General features: G+C 51.8%; 23 protein-coding genes and 1 tRNA gene. 6 read left to right on the forward strand and 18 right to left on the reverse strand.

The annotated features are described in order from the left end of the window. Nucleotides 1-47: 47 nt before the first annotated feature. From wzzE to trxA, 5 genes are all read right to left on the reverse strand, one after another. Nucleotides 48-1,094, reverse strand: a complete 1,047-nt coding sequence (wzzE, locus tag AACS80_RS20905; protein ID WP_130209390.1) for an ECA polysaccharide chain length modulation protein — start codon at nt 1,092-1,094, stop codon at nt 48-50. Between the two features lie 11 nt (nt 1,095-1,105). After that, the gene (gene wecA / locus AACS80_RS20910) at nt 1,106-2,209 is read right to left on the reverse strand and encodes a UDP-N-acetylglucosamine--undecaprenyl-phosphate N-acetylglucosaminephosphotransferase (protein WP_130209388.1); all 1,104 of its coding nucleotides are present in this window, start codon (nt 2,207-2,209) and stop codon (nt 1,106-1,108) included. Between the two features lie 238 nt (nt 2,210-2,447). Further along, nucleotides 2,448-3,707: a transcription termination factor Rho gene (rho, locus tag AACS80_RS20915; RefSeq protein ID WP_001054527.1), complete on the reverse strand. Its 1,260-nt coding sequence runs from the start codon at nt 3,705-3,707 to the stop codon at nt 2,448-2,450. Between the two features lie 87 nt (nt 3,708-3,794). Further along, entirely contained in the window at nt 3,795-3,893 is a 99-nt protein-coding gene (rhoL, locus tag AACS80_RS20920) for a rho operon leader peptide RhoL (protein WP_032145636.1), read from the reverse strand. Between the two features lie 139 nt (nt 3,894-4,032). Then, nucleotides 4,033-4,362 (reverse strand): thioredoxin TrxA, encoded by a 330-nt coding sequence (gene trxA, locus AACS80_RS20925; RefSeq protein WP_064530526.1) that lies wholly within the window; start codon nt 4,360-4,362, stop codon nt 4,033-4,035. Between the two features lie 130 nt (nt 4,363-4,492). On the opposite strand from trxA, the gene rhlB reads away from it, so the two are divergent. Continuing rightward, complete coding sequence (gene rhlB / locus AACS80_RS20930; protein WP_130209386.1) at nt 4,493-5,758, forward strand: ATP-dependent RNA helicase RhlB; 1,266 nt, start codon at nt 4,493-4,495, stop codon at nt 5,756-5,758. A 135-nt stretch (nt 5,759-5,893) separates the two neighbouring features. Further along, a complete protein-coding gene (gene gppA, locus AACS80_RS20935) occupies nt 5,894-7,378 on the forward strand; it encodes a guanosine-5'-triphosphate,3'-diphosphate diphosphatase (protein WP_135410607.1) in 1,485 nt (494 codons plus the stop codon). Between the two features lie 45 nt (nt 7,379-7,423). Here the strand turns inward: gppA and rep are convergent, their stop codons facing one another. Further along, nucleotides 7,424-9,445, reverse strand: coding sequence for a DNA helicase Rep (gene rep, locus AACS80_RS20940; RefSeq protein WP_001238867.1), 2,022 nt, complete (start codon nt 9,443-9,445; stop codon nt 7,424-7,426). An 86-nt stretch (nt 9,446-9,531) separates the two neighbouring features. Here rep and ppiC point away from each other — a divergent pair, with 86 nt between their 5' ends. After that, nucleotides 9,532-9,813 (forward strand): peptidylprolyl isomerase PpiC, encoded by a 282-nt coding sequence (ppiC, locus tag AACS80_RS20945; RefSeq protein ID WP_001140251.1) that lies wholly within the window; start codon nt 9,532-9,534, stop codon nt 9,811-9,813. 45 nt (nt 9,814-9,858) lie between these two features. Here the strand turns inward: ppiC and ilvC are convergent, their stop codons facing one another. After that, complete coding sequence (gene ilvC / locus AACS80_RS20950) at nt 9,859-11,334, reverse strand: ketol-acid reductoisomerase (RefSeq protein WP_000024951.1); 1,476 nt, start codon at nt 11,332-11,334, stop codon at nt 9,859-9,861. A gap of 149 nt (nt 11,335-11,483) precedes the next feature. Here ilvC and ilvY point away from each other — a divergent pair, with 149 nt between their 5' ends. Further along, entirely contained in the window at nt 11,484-12,371 is an 888-nt protein-coding gene (gene ilvY / locus AACS80_RS20955; protein ID WP_135410606.1) for an HTH-type transcriptional activator IlvY, read from the forward strand. A 2-nt stretch (nt 12,372-12,373) separates the two neighbouring features. Here ilvY and AACS80_RS20960 read toward each other — a convergent pair whose 3' ends face one another. From AACS80_RS20960 to ilvL, 9 genes are all read right to left on the reverse strand, one after another. After that, nucleotides 12,374-12,715, reverse strand: coding sequence for a helix-turn-helix domain-containing protein (locus tag AACS80_RS20960; protein WP_130258653.1), 342 nt, complete (start codon nt 12,713-12,715; stop codon nt 12,374-12,376). Further along, the gene (locus AACS80_RS20965) at nt 12,712-13,029 is read right to left on the reverse strand and encodes a type II toxin-antitoxin system RelE/ParE family toxin (RefSeq protein WP_165383357.1); all 318 of its coding nucleotides are present in this window, start codon (nt 13,027-13,029) and stop codon (nt 12,712-12,714) included. Before AACS80_RS20965 ends, AACS80_RS20960 begins: the two co-directional genes overlap by 4 nt. A gap of 305 nt (nt 13,030-13,334) precedes the next feature. After that, nucleotides 13,335-14,879 carry a threonine ammonia-lyase, biosynthetic gene (gene ilvA, locus AACS80_RS20970; RefSeq protein WP_044867235.1) on the reverse strand — a complete coding sequence of 515 codons (1,545 nt, stop codon included), beginning with the start codon at nt 14,877-14,879 and terminating at the stop codon, nt 13,335-13,337. A gap of 2 nt (nt 14,880-14,881) precedes the next feature. After that, nucleotides 14,882-16,732, reverse strand: coding sequence for a dihydroxy-acid dehydratase (gene ilvD / locus AACS80_RS20975; protein WP_135410604.1), 1,851 nt, complete (start codon nt 16,730-16,732; stop codon nt 14,882-14,884). 64 nt (nt 16,733-16,796) lie between these two features. Then, a complete protein-coding gene (gene ilvE, locus AACS80_RS20980) occupies nt 16,797-17,726 on the reverse strand; it encodes a branched-chain-amino-acid transaminase (protein ID WP_000208520.1) in 930 nt (309 codons plus the stop codon). Nucleotides 17,727-17,745: 19 nt separating this feature from the next. Then, nucleotides 17,746-18,009, reverse strand: coding sequence for an acetolactate synthase 2 small subunit (gene ilvM, locus AACS80_RS20985; RefSeq protein ID WP_000983255.1), 264 nt, complete (start codon nt 18,007-18,009; stop codon nt 17,746-17,748). Then, a complete protein-coding gene (ilvG, locus tag AACS80_RS20990; RefSeq protein ID WP_135410603.1) occupies nt 18,006-19,652 on the reverse strand; it encodes an acetolactate synthase 2 catalytic subunit in 1,647 nt (548 codons plus the stop codon). Before ilvG ends, ilvM begins: the two co-directional genes overlap by 4 nt. Before the next feature lie 2 nt (nt 19,653-19,654). Beyond that, the gene (ilvX, locus tag AACS80_RS20995; protein ID WP_001387183.1) at nt 19,655-19,705 is read right to left on the reverse strand and encodes a peptide IlvX; all 51 of its coding nucleotides are present in this window, start codon (nt 19,703-19,705) and stop codon (nt 19,655-19,657) included. An 86-nt stretch (nt 19,706-19,791) separates the two neighbouring features. Then, a complete protein-coding gene (gene ilvL, locus AACS80_RS21000) occupies nt 19,792-19,890 on the reverse strand; it encodes an ilv operon leader peptide (RefSeq protein ID WP_001311244.1) in 99 nt (32 codons plus the stop codon). Between the two features lie 350 nt (nt 19,891-20,240). Here ilvL and AACS80_RS21005 point away from each other — a divergent pair, with 350 nt between their 5' ends. Continuing rightward, entirely contained in the window at nt 20,241-21,761 is a 1,521-nt protein-coding gene (locus tag AACS80_RS21005; protein ID WP_130209372.1) for a YifB family Mg chelatase-like AAA ATPase, read from the forward strand. Nucleotides 21,762-21,785: 24 nt separating this feature from the next. Here the strand turns inward: AACS80_RS21005 and maoP are convergent, their stop codons facing one another. Continuing rightward, nucleotides 21,786-22,124, reverse strand: a complete 339-nt coding sequence (maoP, locus tag AACS80_RS21010; protein WP_000841001.1) for a macrodomain Ori organization protein MaoP — start codon at nt 22,122-22,124, stop codon at nt 21,786-21,788. A gap of 118 nt (nt 22,125-22,242) precedes the next feature. On the opposite strand from maoP, the gene hdfR reads away from it, so the two are divergent. After that, nucleotides 22,243-23,082, forward strand: a complete 840-nt coding sequence (gene hdfR, locus AACS80_RS21015) for an HTH-type transcriptional regulator HdfR (protein ID WP_130209370.1) — start codon at nt 22,243-22,245, stop codon at nt 23,080-23,082. Between the two features lie 95 nt (nt 23,083-23,177). Here the strand turns inward: hdfR and AACS80_RS21020 are convergent. Continuing rightward, nucleotides 23,178-23,253, reverse strand: a tRNA-Trp gene (locus tag AACS80_RS21020). Between the last annotated feature and the right edge of the window lie 27 nt (nt 23,254-23,280).

Here is a 23,280-nt window from a genome sequence, read left to right on the forward strand (position 1 = left end):
TCTTCGAATAAGCGGCGAGCGCCTTTGCGCTCACCACAGCTGTGTTGCTATTTCGAGCAACGGCGGGTTAATGCGACACCAGCCCCGATCAGCCCCCCGACAATGCCCCACATAATCATCAGGAAGGCACGACGTGGGCTATCGCGTTTTACCGGTTCTTCCGGTGTACGCAAATAGCGATAGGTCTGAAAACGCGGATCCAGGGTTGGACCAACATTAAGGGTGTTTAACATGGCCCGATTCTGATCATAGTCGAGATCAAAGGCTGGGCCGACAGCCTGTAAATTTTCCAGTCGCGCCTGGAGCATCGGACGCCCCAACAGGAACATTTCTGAATCAGGTAATTCCTCGGCTGGCACGTCTGTCGCACTGCGAGAAATATTGTGTTGCTCGGCGATTTTAAGTGCCTGTTCAATACTGTTCATCCGGCGGTCGTAGATGGACTTAGCCACTTCTTCCTGACGCTTCACCTGAGCTTTCATCTGAATAGTGCGCGCCGCCCATGCGCCTTTCAGCTCATCATTCAGATGACTGGCTGCACGCTGGCTGGCAAAAGCAACATATTGACGAAGCAGGTTATTAGCATCGGGGGCAGTTTCGGCAACCAGCTTAACGCTGTCATTGACCGAGCGGGCGAAATCACCAGGAATAAACAGGATGTTGTTGATCATTTCATCCAGCAGAGCCGCATCGGCTTTACTGTTACCGACCATCCGCTGTTTGTAATAGTCAGTCTGCAACCAGAAATCGCGGCGGGTATCCCACGATGCCAGTTGCATAACAAACTCTTTATAGGCTTCATCCATAACCGATGGTTGGTCGGCAGGGGCCATATTTGAACGAACATCCAGGTTACGCAAAAATTGCTGCTGCGAGTAGTACCCGCCCAGCATATTCACGGTTGGACGATCGGTAATCGCCGTCGCACTCCACTCCTGACGCGCAAAAAAAGTATACGCTAACGCGATTAAGGCAAACGCCAGCCCCATGCCAATAATCCACAGCTTCCCAGCCCACAAGGTACGAAACAACCCACGAATATCCAGTTCATTTTCAGCGTCTTCGGCCGGTTTCCCAGGCATTGGTTGTGTCATCACATCCTCATTTATTTGGTTAAATTGGGGCTGCCACCACGATTTCTACGCAGTCTGCGTTTTACGCGCTTAATAAAGCGAGCAACTTTCCAGGCACGCTTAATGCAATATCCATAGAGGAAGAATGCTAGCAAAAAGAGCACCAGCATGACCCATTCCGGCACAAAATGAGAATATTCTGCCAGTACGCCAATAGAAGCGAGTAGCGCTGCAGCAAGGGTAATCAGCACAAATGCCTGGCGGGAAGTAAACCCGGCACGCATGATCAAATGGTGAATATGCTGACGGTCAGGTGAGAATGGACTCATGCCTTTACGCAAACGACGATACATAATCGCCACCATGTCCATCAGCGGGATAGCAATGATCCATAAGGCGGTAACCGGGCTGATTGGATGTGTGGCACCCTGGGTAGTTTCCAACAGGATCCAGATAACAGTAAAACCAATCAGCGTACTCCCCGCATCGCCCATAAAGACTTTGTAGCGACGCCCCAGAATACCAAGGTTGAGCATGATATAAGGCAGGATGGCGGCGATCATGGCAAAGCACCAGATAGCGAGGCTGGTTTGCCCATCAAACCACAAAATCATACCGATTGCCGCAAACGAGACACAGGATAACCCGCCCAGCAAGCCATCAATACCATCGACCATGTTGAAGGCATTAATCGCCGCCCAGACAGCAAACAGCGTCAGGAAGTAACCAAACGGTCCAAGCACCATCTCCCAGGAGCCAAAGATATAACCCAAACTACTGAGATAAAGTTTGCCGAACACCATCATAACAATGCCAACAGCTGCCTGTATGGTGGCACGGATTTTTACGCTGATATCAAAACGATCATCCAGCGCGCCAATGAACACAAGCACACCGGCACAAACGAGATAGAGAGCTGCATGTGGAATATAGTAATCGACAATTCCGAATGTGAAGCAAATCCCTGCATAAACCGAAATACCCCCAACGAGCGGTATCAATCCCTGGTGACGTTTGCGGAAGTTAGGTTTATCCACTAAACCGACTTTTTTTGCCACCTTGCGGGCAAAAAACAGAAACAGTGTCGTGAATAAAAAAATACTGATGAGATCAGTACTCACTGTCAGTAAATTCACAATGCATGCTCTCAGAGAAAATTATTAGCTGAAGTATACCCACGAAGACCTTTATTCAGAAGGGAAACTACTTTCTGAATCTCTCAGAAATGAGCAAAAATCAACCAATTGATATGTAAACCGCATAAAACACCCGCAAAAACCAGGAATTTTCACACCATCACAGGTATACCGCTAAGATTACAGATATAAAAGCAAAACGCCACGTAAACACGTGGCGTTTTGCTGTAACACTAACTTATGAGCGTTTCATCATCTCGAAGAAATCATCATTGGTCTTGGTCATCGCAAGTTTATTAATGAGGAATTCCATTGCGTCGATTTCGCCCATCGGGTGAATGATTTTGCGCAGGATCCACATTTTCTGCAGCTCTTCCTGAGTGGTAAGCAACTCTTCTTTACGAGTACCAGAACGGTTGTAGTCGATTGCCGGGAAGACGCGTTTTTCAGCGATTTTACGAGAGAGGTGCAGTTCCATGTTACCTGTACCTTTAAACTCTTCGTAGATAACTTCGTCCATTTTGGAGCCGGTATCGATTAGCGCCGTTGCAATGATGGTCAGGCTGCCGCCCTCTTCCACATTACGTGCTGCGCCGAAGAAGCGTTTCGGACGATGCAGGGCGTTGGCGTCCACACCACCGGTCAACACTTTACCGGATGCCGGTACGACGGTGTTGTAGGCACGAGCCAGACGAGTGATGGAGTCGAGCAGAATAATAACGTCTTTCTTATGCTCAACCAGGCGTTTTGCCTTCTCGATCACCATTTCCGCAACCTGAACGTGGCGAGATGCTGGTTCGTCGAAGGTAGAAGCAACAACTTCACCTTTAACCAGACGCTGCATCTCGGTCACTTCTTCCGGGCGTTCGTCAATCAGCAGAACCATCAGTACGCAGTCTGGATGGTTGTAAGCGATGCTCTGAGCAATGTTCTGCAGCAGCATGGTTTTACCCGCTTTTGGCGGTGCCACAATCAGACCACGTTGCCCACGACCGATAGGCGATGCCAGATCCAGTACGCGTGCGGTTAAATCTTCGGTAGAACCGTTACCACGCTCCATACGCAGACGAGAGTTTGCGTGCAGCGGCGTTAAGTTCTCAAAGAGGATTTTGTTACGGGCGTTTTCTGGTTTGTCGAAGTTAACTTCGTTAACCTTCAGCAGCGCAAAATAGCGTTCACCTTCTTTCGGCGGGCGAATCTTACCAGAGATGGTATCACCAGTGCGGAGGTTGAAACGGCGGATTTGGCTAGGAGAAACGTAGATGTCATCAGGGCCGGCGAGGTAGGAGCTGTCTGCGGAACGGAGGAAACCAAATCCATCCTGCAATATCTCCAGTACGCCATCACCAAAGATATCTTCGCCACTCTTTGCGTGCTGCTTCAGGATGGCAAAAATAATGTCCTGCTTACGCATACGAGCCAGGTTTTCCAGCCCCATATTTTCGCCGAGAGTGATCAGCTCAGAAACCGGCGTATTCTTTAATTCGGTAAGATTCATAGTGGTGTGAGTTCTTAAACTTGGGGTAAATCTCGAACTTAATGTTGTGAATGGTATGGCAGGATCATCCATGCCTGTTTACGGTCATCAACTCATGTCTTTTCGCTGTCTGGTCACAGGAGAGTACGCAGAACTGAAACGACAAGACGGATTGAGTGACGAGCCAGAAATCTGTTCACTTCGCATTTAAGAAAAACAGGAAGCGTTGGATATTACAAGATTCAAACTTAATAAGGTATGTTTAATACGAAGTCAACATTAAGTTAGCATGACTCACGCCGGGCGTCCAGTTTTTAGCGACGGGGCACCCGAACATGAAATTCCCTTACGCCAGGTTAGCGTCGAGGAACTCTTTCAACTGACCTTTAGACAGTGCGCCCACTTTGGTTGCGGCCAATTCGCCGTTTTTGAACAGCAGCAGAGTCGGGATACCACGGATGCCATATTTCGGCGCAGTGCCAGGGTTTTGATCGATGTTCAGTTTTGCAACGGTCAGTTTGCCCTGATATTCGTCAGCGATTTCATCCAGAATCGGGGCGATCATTTTGCACGGACCGCACCACTCTGCCCAGAAATCAACGAGGATCGCCCCGTCCGCTTTGAGTACATCCGTGTCAAAACTGTCGTCAGTCAGGTGAATAATTTTATCGCTCATATATAACTCCACAGGAATAAGCCTGGCGTGTTGGTTTCGTTGTTGGTGTAACATTAACCAACTAAAGGTTGACTTTATTTCACCGGATACGCTTTCGTAAAGCAATAGTAAGCTGATATTCTACCACACTATGAGCAAAACACATTTAACAGAACAGAAGTTTTCCGACTTCGCCCTGCATCCGAAAGTTGTAGAAGCCCTTGAAAAAAAAGGGTTTCATAACTGTACGCCCATTCAGGCACTGGCCCTTCCGCTAACGCTGGTGGGTCGTGACGTAGCCGGGCAGGCGCAAACCGGTACCGGAAAAACGATGGCGTTTCTTACGTCAACGTTTCATTATCTTCTCTCTCATCCTGCGATTGCCGATCGCAAGGTGAATCAACCGCGTGCCTTAATTATGGCACCGACGCGTGAACTTGCCGTGCAGATCCACGCCGATGCGGAGCCACTGGCGCAAGCTACTGGCCTGAAATTGGGTCTGGCTTACGGTGGCGACGGCTACGACAAACAGCTGAAAGTGCTGGAAAGCGGCGTTGACATTTTGATTGGCACTACGGGTCGTTTGATCGACTACGCCAAACAGAACCACATCAACCTCGGCGCCATTCAGGTAGTGGTGCTGGACGAAGCCGATCGTATGTACGATCTGGGCTTTATTAAAGATATCCGCTGGCTGTTCCGCCGTATGCCGCCTGCAAACCAGCGTCTCAACATGCTGTTCTCCGCCACGCTTTCGTACCGGGTACGTGAACTGGCGTTCGAGCAGATGAACAATGCCGAATATATTGAAGTGGAACCGGAACAGAAAACGGGCCACCGCATTAAAGAAGAACTTTTCTACCCTTCTAACGAAGAAAAGATGCGTTTATTGCAAACGCTGATCGAAGAAGAGTGGCCAGACAGAGCGATTATTTTCGCCAACACCAAACATCGTTGTGAAGAGATCTGGGGTCACCTGGCGGCAGATGGTCATCGTGTTGGCCTGTTAACGGGTGATGTAGCGCAGAAAAAACGTCTGCGTATTCTTGATGAATTTACCCGTGGTGATTTGGATATTCTGGTTGCCACCGATGTTGCCGCGCGTGGCCTGCATATCCCGGCTGTGACGCACGTCTTTAACTACGATTTACCCGATGACTGTGAAGATTACGTTCACCGTATTGGTCGTACAGGTCGCGCTGGCGCAAGTGGTCATTCCATCAGCCTGGCATGTGAAGAGTATGCATTGAATTTGCCTGCTATTGAGACCTATATTGGTCACTCAATTCCGGTAAGCAAATACAATCCGGACGCATTGATGACCGATCTGCCAAAACCGCTGCGCCTCACGCGCCCGCGTACAGGCAATGGTCCGCGTCGTACTGGCGCTCCGCGTAATCGTCGTCGTTCAGGTTAAATAAAAAATGTCATACTCAAAATCATTCAAACTGTATCAAGATGGCAAGAGAATGAATCCCGACGAGCTTATTGTAGTAAGTGATTTGGGTGAAAGAACGCAGCCAACGCAGAGACAGATTGAAGGATGAAGAGTATGGGTTCCACCTCGTCGCTTTATGCCGCTATTGATCTCGGTTCGAATAGTTTTCATATGCTGGTTGTGCGCGAGGTGGCTGGCAGTATCCAGACGCTGACGCGAATTAAACGCAAAGTGCGTCTGGCTGCTGGCCTGAACAGCGAAAATGCCCTGTCTAATGAAGCAATGGAGCGCGGCTGGCAATGCCTGCGTCTGTTTGCTGAACGTTTGCAAGATATCCCTCCCTCGCAAATTCGCGTTGTCGCCACGGCGACGTTACGTCTTGCCGTCAATGCTGGTGATTTCATCGCAAAAGCGCAGGAAATCCTTGGCTGTCCGGTACAGGTCATTAGCGGTGAAGAGGAAGCACGCCTGATTTATCAGGGCGTTGCTCACACCACTGGCGGTGCAGATCAGCGCCTGGTGGTAGATATCGGCGGCGCCAGTACTGAACTGGTAACCGGCACCGGCGCACAAACGACGTCCTTGTTCAGCCTGTCTATGGGCTGCGTTACCTGGCTTGAGCGCTATTTTGCCGATCGTAATCTGGGGCAAGAAAACTTTGTCGCAGCCGAACAAGCCGCGCGCGAAGTGCTACGTCCTGTTGCCGATGAATTGCGCTATCACGGCTGGAAGGTGTGCGTTGGTGCTTCCGGCACCGTGCAGGCTTTGCAGGAAATCATGATGGCGCAGGGTATGGATGAACGCATTACCCTGGCGAAATTGCAGCAACTGAAACAGCGCGCTATTCACTGTGGCAGGCTGGAAGAGTTGGAAATCGAAGGGCTGACGCTGGAACGCGCGTTAGTATTCCCAAGTGGTCTGGCGATCCTGATAGCCATTTTTACCGAGCTGAATATCCAGTGTATGACGCTGGCCGGCGGCGCACTGCGTGAAGGCCTGGTTTACGGCATGTTACATCTGGCGGTCGAGCAGGATATTCGCAGCCGAACACTGCGTAATATTCAACGTCGCTTTATGATTGATACCGATCAAGCACAGCGTGTGGCTAAACTTGCCGCTAACTTGTTCGATCAGGTCGAAAATACCTGGCATCTTGAAGCGATTAGCCGCGATTTACTGGTCAGCGCCTGTCAGCTTCATGAAATTGGCCTTAGCGTTGATTTCAAACAAGCGCCGCAACATGCCGCTTATCTGGTGCGTAACCTGGATCTTCCCGGTTTTACCCCCGCGCAGAAAAAGCTGCTGGCGACGTTATTACTCAACCAGACGAATCCGGTCGATCTCTCATCGCTGCATCAGCAAAATGCCGTACCGCCGCGCGTCGCAGAACAACTCTGTCGTTTACTGCGCCTCGCCATCATTTTTGCCAGCCGTCGTCGTGATGATTTAGTACCAGATATTAAATTACAGGCCGATCATGAGCAGTTGACCTTAACGCTGCCACAAGGTTGGCTGACCCAGCATCCGCTGGGTACAGAGGTTATCGATCAGGAAAGCCAGTGGCAGAGCTATGTCCACTGGCCGCTGGAAGTGCATTAACGTGCAAGGTGCTGGATGCGATGCTCGCTTCTTATCCGGCCTTGATTATTTTCCTCGTTTTGCCGCCATCATCGCTTTCAGATTTGCCAGATGGCTTTGCCCTTTCTGCATCCGTTCTTCGGCGCTGACCACTTTACGCTCTTGTTCCCAAATCAGATCATCCTGCGGCAGCTCCAGCAGGAAGCGGCTCGGCTCCGGGCGTACCAGTTCGCCGTACTGACGGCGTTCTTTACACAGTGTAAAGGTCAATTCCTTCTGGGCGCGGGTGATGCCGACATAAGCCAGTCGCCGCTCCTCATCGATATTATCTTCATCGATGCTGCTCTGGTGCGGCAAAAAACCTTCTTCCATACCGACCATGTAGACATAGGGAAACTCCAGCCCTTTCGACGCGTGCAGAGTCATCAGTTGCACCTGATCCAGTTCTTCCTCGCTTTCACCCCGTTCCATCATGTCGCGCAGAGTAAAGCGCGTCACCACTTGGGTTAACGTCATCGGCTCATCCAGTTCGCTGCCTTCCAGCATCTCCGTCATCCAGCTAAATAACTGGTTGACGTTCTTCATGCGCATTTCGGCGGCTTTCGGACTGGGCGATGTTTCGTACAGCCAGGATTCATAATCCATGCCGTGGATCAGATCACGTACCGCGGCAATCGGCTCCCGCTCCGCCAGACGCTGGATTTCTGCCAACCAGTGAGTGAAGCGGGTCAATGCTTCATAACCACGTCCGCTAAGCGTCTGACTCAGGCCCATATCAAAGCTGGCGGTAAACATGCTTTTATTGCGCGTCATCGCCCACTCACCCAGCTTTTTCAGCGTCGCCGGGCCAATCTCTCGCTTCGGCGTGTTGACGATACGCAGAAATGCGCTGTCATCGTCCGGGTTAGTCAGCACACGCAGATAAGCCAGCAAATCCTTGATTTCAGGACGAGAGAAAAACGACGTACCACCGGATATTTTGTACGGGATGCGGTTTTGCATCAGGAATTTTTCAAACACCCGCGACTGATGGTTGCCGCGATAGAGAATGGCGTAATCTTTGTACTGCGTTTTATTGACGAAGTGATGCGCAATCAGTTCACCGGTGACGCGCTCGGCTTCATGTTCCTCGTTATTCGCGCTTAAAACTTTTAGCTCCGCGCCGTAGCCCAGTTCGGAGAACAGACGCTTTTCAAAGACGTGCGGGTTATTGGCGATCAGGATGTTCGCCGCTTTCAGAATACGTCCGGAAGAGCGGTAATTCTGCTCGAGCTTAATCACCTTCAACGCCGGGAAATCCTGACTCAGCAGCACCAGGTTTTGCGGACGTGCGCCGCGCCAGGAGTAGATCGACTGGTCATCATCACCCACCACGGTAAAGCGCGCGCGGCTGCCCACCAGCAGTTTCACCAGTTCATACTGGCTGGTGTTGGTGTCCTGATATTCATCCACCAGCAGGTAGCGAATTTTGTTCTGCCAGCGCTCGCGGACTTCTTCATTGCGTTGCAGAAGTAACGTCGGCAATAAAATCAGATCGTCGAAGTCGAGAACATTGCACGCTTTCAGGTGCGCATCATACAGTCCATAACAATGGGCAAAAATTCGATCCCGCTCGCCCTTTGCCTCTGCCGCCGCCTGCGCCGGTGTTTTTAGATCGTTTTTCCAATTGGAGATGGTCGAAATTAGCTGTTGCAAGAGAACTTTGTCATCTTCGATCAGCCCTTCGGTCAACTCTTTAAGCAAAGCAAGCTGATCGGTATCGTCAAACAACGAGAAGTTTGCCTTCATCCCCAATGCTGCATACTCGCGTTTGATGATATCCAGCCCCAGCGTGTGGAAGGTGGAGATCATCAGCCCGCGCGCCTCTTTACGCCCCAGCGTCTGCCCGACACGCTCTTTCATCTCGCGCGCCGCCTTATTGGTAAAGGTCACCGCCGCGATATGTCGCGCCTGATAACCGCAACCGCGGATCAGATGGGCGATTTTATTGGTGATAACACGAGTTTTACCGGAACCCGCGCCCGCCAGCACCAGGCAAGGGCCGGTAACGAATTCGACAGCTTGTTGTTGGCCGGGGTTTAGACGCATAGGAAAATCGCTCAATGAAAGTCGGGAGGGGAAAATAACAGCGTGGTAGTATAGCTAGCCTCATCCTTACCACTCAAGGCACGATCATGGCAAAAACAGCAGCAGCACTGCATATCCTTGTAAAAGAAGAGAAACTGGCTCTGGATCTTCTCGAGCAGATTAAGAACGGTGCCGATTTCGGCAAGCTGGCGAAGAAACACTCCATTTGCCCATCAGGCAAACGCGGCGGTGATTTAGGTGAATTCCGCCAGGGTCAGATGGTTCCGGCGTTCGATAAAGTGGTTTTCTCTTGTCCTGTACTGGAGCCAACCGGCCCGCTGCACACCCAGTTCGGTTACCACATCATTAAGGTGTTATACCGCAACTAACAGCAAGGCCTTCTCCAGGAGAAGGCCTTGAACTCTGAATCGCTATTAACCCGCAACAGCAATACGTTTCATATCCGTCATATAGCCGCGCAGTTTCTTACCTACCTGCTCAATCGCATGGCTGCGAATCGCTTCATTCACATCACGCAGCTGCGCGTTATCTACCGCACCTTCCGGAATAGCTTTACCCAGGTCGCCCGGTTGCAGCTCTGCCATAAACGGTTTCAGCAGCGGCACACAAGCGTAAGAGAACAGATAGTTACCGTACTCGGCGGTATCAGAGATAACCACGTTCATTTCGTACAGACGCTTACGGGCGATGGTGTTGGCAATCAGCGGCAGTTCGTGCAGTGATTCATAGTAGGCAGACTCTTCAATGATGCCGGAATCAACCATGGTTTCAAACGCCAGCTCAACGCCAGCTTTTACCATCGCGATCATCAGTACGCCCTTATCGAAGTACTCCTGCTCGCCGATTTTGCCTTCATACTGCGGCGCGGTTTCGAACGCGGTTTTGCCGGTTTCTTCACGCCAGGTCAGCAGTTTCTTATCGTCGTTGGCCCAGTCCGCCATCATGCCGGAGGAGAATTCGCCGGAGATGATGTCGTCCATATGTTTCTGGAACAGCGGTGCCATGATCTCTTTCAGTTGTTCTGACAGCGCGTAAGCACGCAGTTTCGCCGGGTTAGAGAGACGGTCCATCATCAGCGTGATGCCGCCCTGTTTCAGCGCTTCGGTGATGGTTTCCCAACCGAACTGAATCAGTTTTTCTGCGTATGCCGGATCGGTGCCTTCTTCCACCAGCTTGTCGAAGCACAGCAGAGAGCCAGCCTGCAACATACCGCACAGAATAGTTTGCTCGCCCATCAGGTCAGATTTCACTTCCGCAACGAAGGAAGATTCCAGCACGCCCGCACGGTGGCCACCGGTTGCTGCCGCCCATGCTTTAGCGATCGCCATGCCTTCGCCTTTCGGATCGTTTTCCGGATGAACGGCAATCAGCGTCGGTACGCCGAATCCACGTTTGTACTCTTCACGTACTTCGGTGCCAGGGCATTTCGGCGCAACCATTACTACGGTGATGTCTTTACGGATCTGCTCGCCCACTTCGACGATGTTGAAACCGTGCGAGTAACCCAGCGCCGCGCCGTCTTTCATCAGTGGCTGTACGGTGCGCACTACATCAGAGTGCTGCTTGTCCGGCGTCAGGTTAACCACCAAATCCGCCTGCGGGATCAGTTCTTCGTAAGTACCCACTTTAAAACCATTTTCGGTCGCTTTACGCCAGGATGCGCGTTTCTCAGCGATTGCTTCTTTACGCAGAGCGTAGGAGATATCGAGACCAGAATCACGCATGTTCAGGCCCTGATTCAGACCCTGTGCGCCACAGCCGACGATGACCACTTTTTTACCCTGAAGGTAGCTCGCGCCGTCGGCGAATTCATCGCGCCCCATAAAGCGACATTTGCCCAGCTGTGCCAGCTGCTGGCGCAGGTTCAGTGTATTGAAGTAGTTAGCCATGGTGATTCCTCGTGATGTTGTGCTTCTTATTGTTCGGTTCGCGTTTGCGAGATTGAATTCACTATATGACAGGAAATTTATTGCGGAAATTGATATATTCACAACGTCACATTGCAATTTCTGCAACGTCAAGATTGAGGGCTGCGCCATTGGATTTACGCGATCTGAAAACCTTCCTGCATCTGGCGGAAAGCCGCCATTTTGGCCGCAGCGCGCGGGCGATGCACGTTAGCCCGTCCACGCTCTCACGGCAGATTCAGCGCCTGGAAGAAGATCTTGGTCAGCCGCTGTTTGTGCGCGATAACCGCACGGTGACGCTGACCGAAGCGGGGGAAGAGCTGCGTGTTTTCGCCCAGCAAACGTTGTTGCAGTATCAGCAACTGCGCCACACCATCGATCAGCAAGGGCCGTCGCTCTCTGGAGAATTACATATCTTCTGCTCGGTGACCGCCGCTTACAGCCATCTTCCACCGATTCTCGACCGCTTCCGCGCGGAACATCCGTCAGTGGAGATTAAACTCACTACTGGTGATGCGGCAGATGCGATGGAAAAGGTGGTCACTGGCGAAGCGGATCTGGCAATTGCTGGTAAACCGGAAACCTTGCCCGGCGCAGTGGCGTTTTCGATGCTGGAGAATCTGACGGTGGTGCTGATCGCGCCTGCCCTACCGTGCCCGGTGCGTAATCAGGTTTCGGTAGAGAAGCCGGACTGGTCTACAGTGCCGTTTATCATGGCCGATCAGGGACCGGTACGCCGCCGCATTGAACTGTGGTTTCGACGCAATAAAATCAGCAACCCGATGATTTACGCCACGGTTGGCGGACATGAAGCGATGGTATCGATGGTGGCGCTCGGCTGCGGCGTGGCCTTGTTGCCAGAAGTGGTGCTGGAAAACAGCCCGGAGCCGGTGCGTAACCGCGTGATGATTTTAGAGCGCAGCGATGAGAAAACGCCGTTTGAGCTGGGCGTTTGCGCACAAAAAAAGCGGCTGCATGAGCCGCTGATTGAGGCGTTCTGGAAGATTTTGTCGAATTAGTTTTACGGCCCCACCATTACCCGAACGGGCTTCCCAATACGACTTAGCATATTCACCAAAGCATCGATGGTGAATTTGCTGCATTTCTTGTTGACGACATCAGAGACGCGCGGCCGTGATATATGTAAAACGGTTGCCACCTCGGCTTGCTTCATCTGGTTTTGCTTAATCCAGAGGGTAATTTCTTCCATGAGCTGTTCTTTGATGACTAACGTGTTTTCAATTTCACTCAGGGAATCAGCGTAAAGCTTTTCAGCTTCCTGCTTATCAAACCCCAAATCAGCAAAAACATTACCGCCAGATGGCGTCACATGGCGAATATCACTATCAGTTTTGGCAATCACAGGCTGTTTCTCCGTTGTTGCACCACCCGGTTATAACGCGTTCTGGCGATGTTTTTATCGTGCTGACTGGTTTGTTGCGTCTGTTTCTGGAAACTATGCAAAACGTAGAGCGCTTCTACGAACTTCGCAACATACATAACGCGATAGATGCCATTGTTGTCACGAATACGAATTTCATTTACCCCAGCCCCAATTTCTGAAAACGGTTTCCAGTCATCGGGTTCAATTCCATACTGAATTTTGTGAAGCTGATAACCGACGGCTTTACGTACCGTTATGGGAAAAGCCAGGAGATCCTCCAGAGAAGATCCCACCCATCGAATTTCTTTTTCATTGGAGAGAGCTAGGGGGAGTAACATAATATCCTTGTGTATAAAATTTTATACATTGCTTTTGACTGGTGCAAGTGATAGCGGTGCAAAAATAACCAAAATGGCGGTGCTAACGATATTGTGAGCCGAGTTTCACCACAAGCAGGTTGAGCGCCTTCTGGAAAACGTCTCGCAAAATTGAATGAGTGGATGCTTCGGACTGGCAGAAAAGCCCAATAACTGAGGGAAGATCATATCTGGATATTAGGCCCACTTTACTTTGTGGGCCTGAAAACCGAAAAGCTGAGTTAACCCGCCAAAAAGAACCTGAACGCCGGATTATTGGTTTCGTCGTGGCAATCGTATCCCAGCTCATTTAGCCGGGTTTCAAAATCCGGCTCATGATCGCCAAGTTCGAAGGCCGCCAGTACGCGCCCGTAGTCGGTACCGTGGCTGCGATAATGGAACAGAGAAATGTTCCAGTGCGTACCCAGCGTGTTGAGGAAGCGCAGCAGCGCGCCCGGTGATTCCGGAAATTCGAAACTGTAGAGGCGTTCCTGCAACGGATGCGATGGACGTCCGCCGACCATATAGCGCACGTGAAGCTTCGCCATTTCGTCGTCGGAGAGATCAACCACGCTGTAGCCGCCATCGTTGAGCATCTGCAAAATTTCTTTGCGCTCTTCGAGGCCGCGGCTTAAGCGCACGCCGACAAAGATGCAGGCGTTTTTGGCATCAGCAAAACGGTAGTTGAACTCGGTGACCGAGCGCCCGCCAAGCAGCTGGCAGAATTTGAGGAAACTGCCTTTTTCTTCCGGGATAGTCACCGCCAGCAACGCTTCACGCTGTTCGCCCAATTCGCAGCGTTCCGAGACGTAGCGTAGGCCGTGGAAATTGACGTTTGCCCCCGAAAGTACATGCGCCAGTCGTTCTCCGCGAATGTTGTGCTGGGCGATGTATTTTTTCATCCCCGCCAGCGCCAGCGCGCCAGACGGCTCCGCCACCGCGCGCACATCTTCGAACAGGTCTTTCATCGCCGCACAGATAGCATCGCTATCAACGGTAATGATGTCGTCGAGATACTCCTGGCACAAACGGAAGGTTTCATCGCCGATGCGTTTTACCGCAACACCTTCAGCAAACAGCCCTACGCGCGGCAAATCAACCGGATGACCGGCATCCAGCGCCGCTTTCAGGCAGGCGGAGTCTTCCGCTTCTACGGCGATCACTTTGATTTGCGGCATCAGCTGTTTGATCAGCACTGCCACACCCGCCGCCAGGCCGCCGCCGCCGACCGGTACAAATACGCGATCAAGATGGGCGTCCTGCTGGAGCAGTTCCAGCGCCAGCGTGCCTTGCCCGGCGATCACCATCGGATGATCGAACGGCGGTACCCAGGTGAAGCCCTGCTGCTGCGACAGTTCAATTGCTTTGGCTTTCGCTTCATCAAAGTTTGCGCCGTGAAGCAGCACTTCGCCACCGAAGCCGCGCACCGCATCAACTTTGATGTCAGCGGTGGCGGTTGGCATGACGATCAGCGCCTTCACGCCTAACCGTGCGGAAGAAAACGCCACGCCCTGCGCGTGGTTACCCGCCGAGGCGGTGATCACGCCATGCGCTTTCTGTTCTTCCGTCAGGCCCGCCATCATGGCGTATGCGCCGCGCAGCTTGAAGCTGTGCACTGGCTGGCGGTCTTCGCGCTTCACCAGAATCACGTTATCAAGACGCGACGACAGTTTTTCCATTTTTTGTAGCGGCGTGACCTGCGCCGCTTCGTAAACCGGTGCGCGTAGCACCGCTCTTAAATATTCGGCACCTTCCGGAGCACCGGAGAGAGGTTGTGAATCAGCCATCATCAACCCCCCAGTTTCGATTTATCGCGCACCGCACCTTTGTCGGCGCTGGTTGCCAGGCTGGCGTAGGCGCGCAAGGCAAAGGAAACCTGGCGTTCACGGTTTTTCGGCGTCCAGGCCTGGTCGCCACGCGCTTCCTGCGCTTCACGACGCGCGGCAATTTCCTGCTCGCTCAGTTGCAACTGAATGCCGCGATTCGGAATGTCGATTTCGATCAGGTCGCCATCTTCAATGATCGCGATATTGCCCCCGCTTGCCGCTTCCGGTGAAACGTGGCCGATGGAGAGGCCGGAAGTCCCGCCGGAGAAACGGCCATCGGTGATCAGCGCGCAGGCTTTGCCGAGGCCCATCGATTTCAGAAAGGTGGTCGGATAGAGCATTTCCTGCATGCCAGGGCCGCCTTTCGGACCTTCGTAGCGGATCACCACGACATCACCCGCGACGACTTTACCGCCGAGGATAGCTTCTACCGCGTCGTCCTGGCTTTCGTACACTTTCGCCGGGCCGGTGAATTTGAGGATGCTGTCATCGACGCCTGCGGTTTTCACGATGCAGCCGTTTTCCGCAAAGTTACCGTAGAGTACCGCCAGGCCGCCGTCTTTGCTGTACGCGTGCTCCAGCGAGCGGATGCAGCCGTTTGCGCGGTCGTCATCGAGAGAATCCCAACGGCAATCCTGCGAGAACGCCTGGGTGGTACGAATACCTGCAGGGCCAGCGCGGAACATATTTTTTACCGCGTCATCCTGGGTCAGCATAACGTCGTATTGTTCCAGCGTTTGCGGCAACGTCAGGCCAAGTACGTTTTTCACATCACGGTTCAGTAATCTCGCGCGATCCAGTTCACCGAGAATACCGATAACACCACCAGCACGATGAACATCTTCCATATGGTATTTCTGGGTGCTCGGCGCAACTTTACACAGCTGCGGAACCTTTCGGGAAAGTTTATCGATATCACTCATGGTGAAGTCGATTTCCGCTTCCTGCGCCGCCGCCAGCAGGTGAAGTACCGTGTTGGTAGAACCGCCCATTGCGATATCCAGCGTCATGGCGTTTTCAAACGCCGCCTTACTGGCGATATTACGCGGCAGTGCACTTTCGTCGTTTTGCTCGTAGTAACGTTTGGTCAGCTCAACAATGCGTTTACCGGCATTGAGGAACAGTTGCTTACGGTCGGCGTGAGTTGCCAGCAGCGAGCCGTTGCCCGGCTGTGACAGGCCCAGCGCTTCGGTCAGGCAGTTCATCGAGTTGGCGGTGAACATCCCGGAACAGGAACCGCAGGTTGGGCAGGCAGAACGTTCAACTTGATCGCTCTGGGAGTCAGAGACTTTCGGGTCTGCGCCCTGGATCATCGCATCAACCAGATCGAGCTTGATGATCTGATCGGACAGTTTGGTTTTCCCGGCCTCCATCGGGCCGCCGGAAACGAAGATCACCGGAATATTCAGGCGCAGGGAAGCCATCAGCATCCCCGGGGTGATTTTGTCGCAGTTAGAGATGCAGACCATGGCGTCGGCGCAGTGGGCGTTGACCATATATTCAACGGAATCAGCGATCAGTTCGCGAGATGGCAGTGAATAAAGCATCCCCCCGTGGCCCATGGCGATCCCATCATCCACCGCAATGGTGTTGAACTCTTTGGCAACACCGCCAGCCACTTCAATTTGTTCGGCGACCAGTTTACCGAGATCGCGCAGATGGACGTGACCCGGTACAAATTGGGTGAACGAGTTCACAACCGCGATAATCGGCTTACCGAAATCGGCGTCGGTCATTCCGGTGGCGCGCCACAGCGCACGAGCACCCGCCATATTACGACCATGAGTGGTGGTGGCGGAACGGTACTTAGGCATACTTTATTTACTCCCAGTGTCTGTCTCGTAAATGGGACGGTGCGTGCCGTCCCATTTTTTGTATTTATTGATTAACTTGATCTAACCAGCCCCATTTATCTTCGGTTTCGCCAGTGAAGAGGCCGAAGAAGGCTTGCTGGATGCGTTTGGTAACCGGGCCGCAACGGCCTTCACCAACCTGAATACCGTCTACGCTGCGCACTGGCGTGATTTCTGCCGCCGTACCGGACATAAACACTTCATCCGCCAGGTACAGTGATTCGCGCGACAGCACCTGCTCACGCACTTCAATTCCCAGCTCTTTCGCCAGTTTGATGATGGCGTCACGGGTAATACCCGGCAGCGCGGATGAGGTGAACGGTGGGGTGAACAGCACACCGTCTTTCACTTCAAACAGGTTTTCGCCTGCGCCTTCAGAGATGTAACCGTTCACATCCAGCGCGATACCTTCCTGATAACCGTGGCGGCGCGCTTCGCTACCCACCAGCAGGGAAGAGAGGTAGTTACCACCGGCTTTCGCCGCGGTTGGGATGGTGTTTGGTGCTGCGCGGTTCCAGGAGGAAACCATCGCATCGATCCCCTGCTCCAGCGCTTCTGCGCCCAGATACGCTCCCCACGGGAAAGCAGCGATAATCACGTCGGTGGAGTATCCCGCAGGCGGGTTTACGCCCATGCCAACATCACCGACGAAGATCAGCGGACGGATATAGGCGCTGGTGAGATTGTTTTTGCGGATCACGTCACGACAAGCTTCCATCAGCTCATCAATGCTCTGCGAAACCGGGAAGCGATAGATTTTGGCGGAGTCATGCAGACGCTGCATATGCTCACGATGGCGGAATACAACCGGTCCTTTGTGCGAGTCGTAGCAACGGATGCCTTCAAAAACCGAGGTGCCATAGTGCAGCGCGTGCGACATCACATGCACCTTCGCGTCTTCCCAGCGAACCATCTCCCCATTGAACCAAATGTAATCAGCTTTCTTCGTGGTCATTTTTATATTCCTTTTGCGCTCAGGCGCGGATTTGTTGTGATGTGGTTGTGCTCTGGCAGATGGCAACGTGTGCGACGTCCACCAGTTTATTTAACTGACTAAACAGTAAGTCGACCGACCGTGGGCTGGCAACGGTCAATTCGATATTTATATTTTGTGCATCGCTGGCGGCGGCCATATTCATTGAGCAGACGTGGAAACCACGATGACGCACCACGCGTAAAACACGTTCTAAGGTTTCCGGATTGAAGCGAGCCGATACATTGACCTGATGTTGCATCATGATAATTTCTCCAACATTTCTGAATTACTGGCACCAGGCGGCACCAGCGGCCAGACGTTCTCAAGTTCGTCGATTGAGACATGAAGCAGGTATGGCCCATCACTGTTAAGCATGGTGTCGAGTGCCGCTTCAACCTGGTCTTTACGGGTGATGTGTTGGCCAGGGATGCCGAAGGCGCTGGCTAACATGAGGAAATCGGGGTTATCGGTAAGGGTGGTTTCGCTGTATCGTTCCTGGAAAAACAGTTGCTGCCATTGTCGAACCATCCCTAACCGTTGGTTATCGAGTAAGACGATTTTCAACGGTAACTGCTTGCGTTTTACGGTGCCCAGCTCTTGCACATTCATCATGAAAGAGCCGTCACCGGAGATACAGACAACGGTATCGTTCGGTCGTGCGACTTGCGCGCCAACCGCTGCCGGTAAACCGAATCCCATAGTGCCTAAGCCGCTGGAGGTGATGAAATTTTCCGGGCGAGTATGGGCGATGTGCTGCGCAGCCCACATCTGGTGCTGCCCCACATCTGTGGTCACGACGCAATCCGCAGGTTTACGATCTGACAGTTGTTTTAACAACAACGGCGCGTAGATAGCATCACCGGGATGGTCGTAACGCCAGGCATGTTCATCACGCAGCTGCGCGCAGTATTGCTGCCAGTCATTGATATTTAACGTGTGCTGTAACGCAGGCAACAGCGTGTTTAAATCACCCTGTAATGCCACATGCACCTGACGCAGCTTGTTCATTTCTGCCGGGTCGATATCCATATGGATAACACTGGCGTGCGGTGCGAAGGTGTTCAGCTTGCCGGTCACCCGGTCATCAAAACGTGCACCTACGGCGATCAGTAAATCACATTCCTGCACCGCGAAGTTCGCCGCTTTGGTGCCGTGCATTCCCAGCATTCCCAGATAGTACGGATAATCCGCTTCAACTGCGCCCAGCCCTTTCAGCGTACAGGTGGCAGGCATTTTTGTGGCAGCGAGAAATTCACGCAAAGCCGGAACCGCCTGTGCCATGCCCACGCCACCGCCAACGTACAGCATCGGTTTTTGCGCTTTTGCCAGCATCTGGCGCGCTTGCTCGACTTCGGCATGTGGGAAAGTCACTTCGTTTTCAACGGTGGTGAACCACGGTTCCAGATCGCCGCTGGCTAACTGGATATCTTTTGGGATATCGACCAGAACTGGACCAGGACGACCTGAGCTGGCAACCTCAAACGCTTCGGCCATGATGCGCGGCAACTCTTCCAGCGACTGTACCAGGAAGCTGTGTTTGGTACAGGCTAATGACAATCCCAGGACATCCACTTCCTGAAATGCGTCGGTACCGATAAACGGAGCGGACACCTGACCGGTGATGGCAACAACAGGGATGGAATCTAACAGCGCGTCCGCAAGCCCGGTTATCAGGTTGGTTGCGCCCGGACCAGACGTGGCGATACATACGCCAGTTTTGTCAGTAGCACGGGCATAGCCGATAGCCGCCATTGCCGCTCCCTGCTCATGTCGGCACAGCAAGTGCTCCACGCCGCCGTCATACAATGCATCGTAAACCGGCATAATTGCGCCACCCGGATAACCGAAAACGGTGTTCACACCCTGTGCCCGCAACGCATGTACCACCCACTGTGCGCCATTCATAGTTAGTTCCCCGTCCTGAATCTTGAGAAACAGAATTTTGTACTGTTATTCATTGTCTGCTCCTCGGTTATGTTTTTAAGGTCAAAAAAAACCCCCGGACCTTTCGGTGCGGGGGTCTTAGTTCGTTAAGGCTTGATCTTTAAGCCTTTCCTCGTCCAAGTGCAGCCCCGCACGGTGGGATAATAATCACCACCACGCTAATCACGACCAGGCTAATCACTCGTAGAAGGGCTGTCATTTTGTCTTTTCTTGCATCTTGTTCGAAGGAATGCCTAAAGAGTTACCATAGATTTTGCGAATAGCACAAGATATTTTTTAATCATATTTTGTTGGATTCCCAATCATTTCGATAAAAACCATTGTTTTTTATATAAAAAAAGGTGAGTGAAAAAAATTCAATTCCCGTATATTTCTTACCCTCGCCCAGAGGCTAAGTTTTTTACTTCTCAATTTTGCGAGAGTCATTCCATCACTCATACAACTCAGTTCACGTTGCATAAATAAACGGGAATCAGCCGCTAATTAACGCAATCTGGCAGACTACAGCAGCGATCTCTTATGCACATAATAGTGGCTCAAGGAGGGCTTATGTCACTGTCAATTGTTCATACTCGTGCAGCTCTGGGAGTAAACGCACCCCCGATCACTGTTGAGGTTCATATCAGTAAAGGTCTACCAGGATTAACGATGGTGGGCTTACCAGAAACAACGGTAAAAGAAGCACGCGATCGCGTGCGCAGCGCCATTATCAATAGTGGATATGAATATCCGGCGAAAAAAATCACCATTAACCTTGCACCAGCCGACCTGCCGAAAGAAGGAGGGCGATATGATTTACCTATCGCTATTGCTTTGCTGGCAGCTTCTGAACAGCTTACAGCCAATAAGTTGCATGAATATGAATTAGTCGGGGAACTGGCGCTTACAGGCGCTCTGCGCGGCGTTCCTGGCGCAATCTCCAGTGCAACTGAAGCCATTAAGTCAGGCAGAAAAATTATCGTCGCGAAAGATAACGAAGATGAAGTGGGGCTAATTAACGGTGAAGGATGCCTGATAGCCGATCATCTGCAGGCTGTCTGTGCGTTTCTCGAAGGTAAGCATGCTCTCGAACGCCCGTCACCAACTGATGTTGTATCCCGGATATTACAACATGATCTCAGTGATGTTGTCGGTCAGGAGCAAGGAAAGCGAGGGCTGGAAATTACCGCCGCAGGGGGCCACAACCTTTTACTGATTGGACCACCAGGAACAGGTAAAACAATGCTCGCCAGCCGTATTAATGGCTTATTGCCAGATTTAAGTAATGAAGAAGCTCTGGAGAGTGCCGCAATATTAAGCCTGGTGAATGCCGAGTCAGTGCAAAAACAATGGCGGCAGCGCCCGTTCCGCTCACCGCATCACAGTGCGTCGTTAACTGCGATGGTGGGCGGTGGTGCAATTCCAGGGCCAGGTGAAATTTCGCTGGCGCATAACGGCGTGCTTTTTCTTGATGAGCTACCTGAATTTGAACGGCGTACACTGGATGCCTTGCGAGAGCCGATTGAATCCGGGCAGATCCATCTTTCACGCACGCGAGCAAAAATAACCTATCCAGCCCGTTTCCAGCTTGTTGCGGCGATGAACCCCAGCCCTACCGGACATTATCAGGGAAACCATAACCGCTGCACACCAGAACAAACATTACGTTATCTCAACCGACTCTCTGGTCCCTTTCTTGACCGCTTTGACCTTTCACTGGAGATCCCATTACCGCCCCCCGGCATTTTGAGTAAAGCGGTAGTGCCAGGAGAAAGCAGCGCCACCGTTAAACAACGTGTAATGGCCGCCAGAGAGCGCCAATTTAAGCGGCAGAATAAACTGAATGCCTGGCTGGATAGCCCGGAAATACGGCAATTCTGCAAGCTTGAGAGCGCAGATGCGCAGTGGCTGGAAGAAACGCTGATCCATTTGGGGTTATCGATTCGTGCCTGGCAGCGATTACTGAAAGTAGCACGAACCATTGCTGATATTGATCAGTCTGACATCATCACACGCCAGCATTTGCAGGAGGCGGTTAGCTATCGTGCGATTGACCGCTTGCTCATCCATTTGCAAAAACTGCTGACATAAAAAAAGGGCATTTCGCCCTTTTTATTAATCGTCGGAATCGGTGTAGTCTTCAGCACCTTCGACCTGCGGTTTACCGCCGGAAAGGGTATGAAAACGTTTTGGACGTTTAATACGCGTCATATACTTGGACCACACGCGTTCTGCTTCTGTCACTGGCTCACGTTCGCCACGGCATACTGCTACGAAGAGTTTCTCTTCCTCGGTAACCGGCTCGCGCTTGCCGAGATCCAGCTCATTGAAGGCATAACCATGACGCTCAAGCAGTTGTGCCTCTTTGATGGTGAAATCACCATGACGAGAGAATCCACGTGGATAATGTTTATTGTCGAAATATCGATTAGTCGTCGTAAAGCTTTCCGCCATCCTGCACGCTCCTAATTCTTTGACCGAGCTAGTTATGGCGCGGAGTATTAGTTACGCTTGACAGAGTGTAAAACAAAACATTTAAATCATAACGACAAATAATTTTGCGGAGAGCACTGTGGATACGGAATTGTTAAAAACTTTCCTGGAAGTTAGCCGAACGCGTCACTTTGGTCGAGCGGCTGAATCGCTCTATCTAACCCAATCAGCCGTGAGCTTTCGAATCAGACAACTGGAAAATCAACTGGGTGTGAATCTTTTCACCCGCCATAGAAACAATATCCGTTTAACCGCTGCCGGAGAAAAGCTTCTGCCTTATGCAGAAACGCTCATGAGCACCTGGCAGGCCGCCCGCAAGGAGGTGGCGCATACCTCACGACATAATGAGTTTTCTATCGGTGCCAGCGCCTCGCTGTGGGAGTGTATGCTTAATCAGTGGCTGGGGCGCTTGTATCAGAATCAGGATGCCCACACAGGCTTGCAATTTGAAGCGCGGATTGCTCAACGACAGTCTCTGGTAAAACAGCTACATGAACGTCAACTTGATCTTCTTATTACCACTGAAGCGCCCAAAATGGACGAATTTAGTAGCCAGTTGTTGGGACATTTCACTTTAGCGCTCTATGCCAGCGCCCCCTCTAAGTTAAAGGGTGATCTTAACTATCTGCGTCTGGAATGGGGGCCGGATTTTCAACAGCATGAGACAGGTTTGATCGGTGCTGATGAAGTTCCAATCCTGACAACCAGTTCTGCTGAACTGGCACAACAACAGATTGAAATGCTTAATGGCTGCACCTGGCTACCGGTAAGTTGGGCGCGCAAAAAAGGCGGTTTGCATACTGTTGTCGACAGTACAACACTTTCACGGCCGCTCTATGCCATATGGCTGCAAAATAGCGACAAACACGCGCTGATTCGAGATCTATTGAAAATTAACGTACTAGATGAAGTGTATTAATCTGAATGGCTGGCAAGGACGCCGGTGGAAGGATTTACTTCGGAGAGGGTTGTTTTAGATAAAAAAAATCCTTAGCTTTCGCTAAGGATGATTTCTGGCAGGGGCGGAGAGACTCGAACTCCCAACACCCGGTTTTGGAGACCGGTGCTCTACCAATTGAACTACGCCCCTAATTAGGGTGGCGGAACGGACGGGACT

The organism is Escherichia sp. E4385 (assembly GCF_963883145.1).
In the GTDB taxonomy this organism is placed as follows: Bacteria; Pseudomonadota; Gammaproteobacteria; order Enterobacterales; family Enterobacteriaceae; genus Escherichia.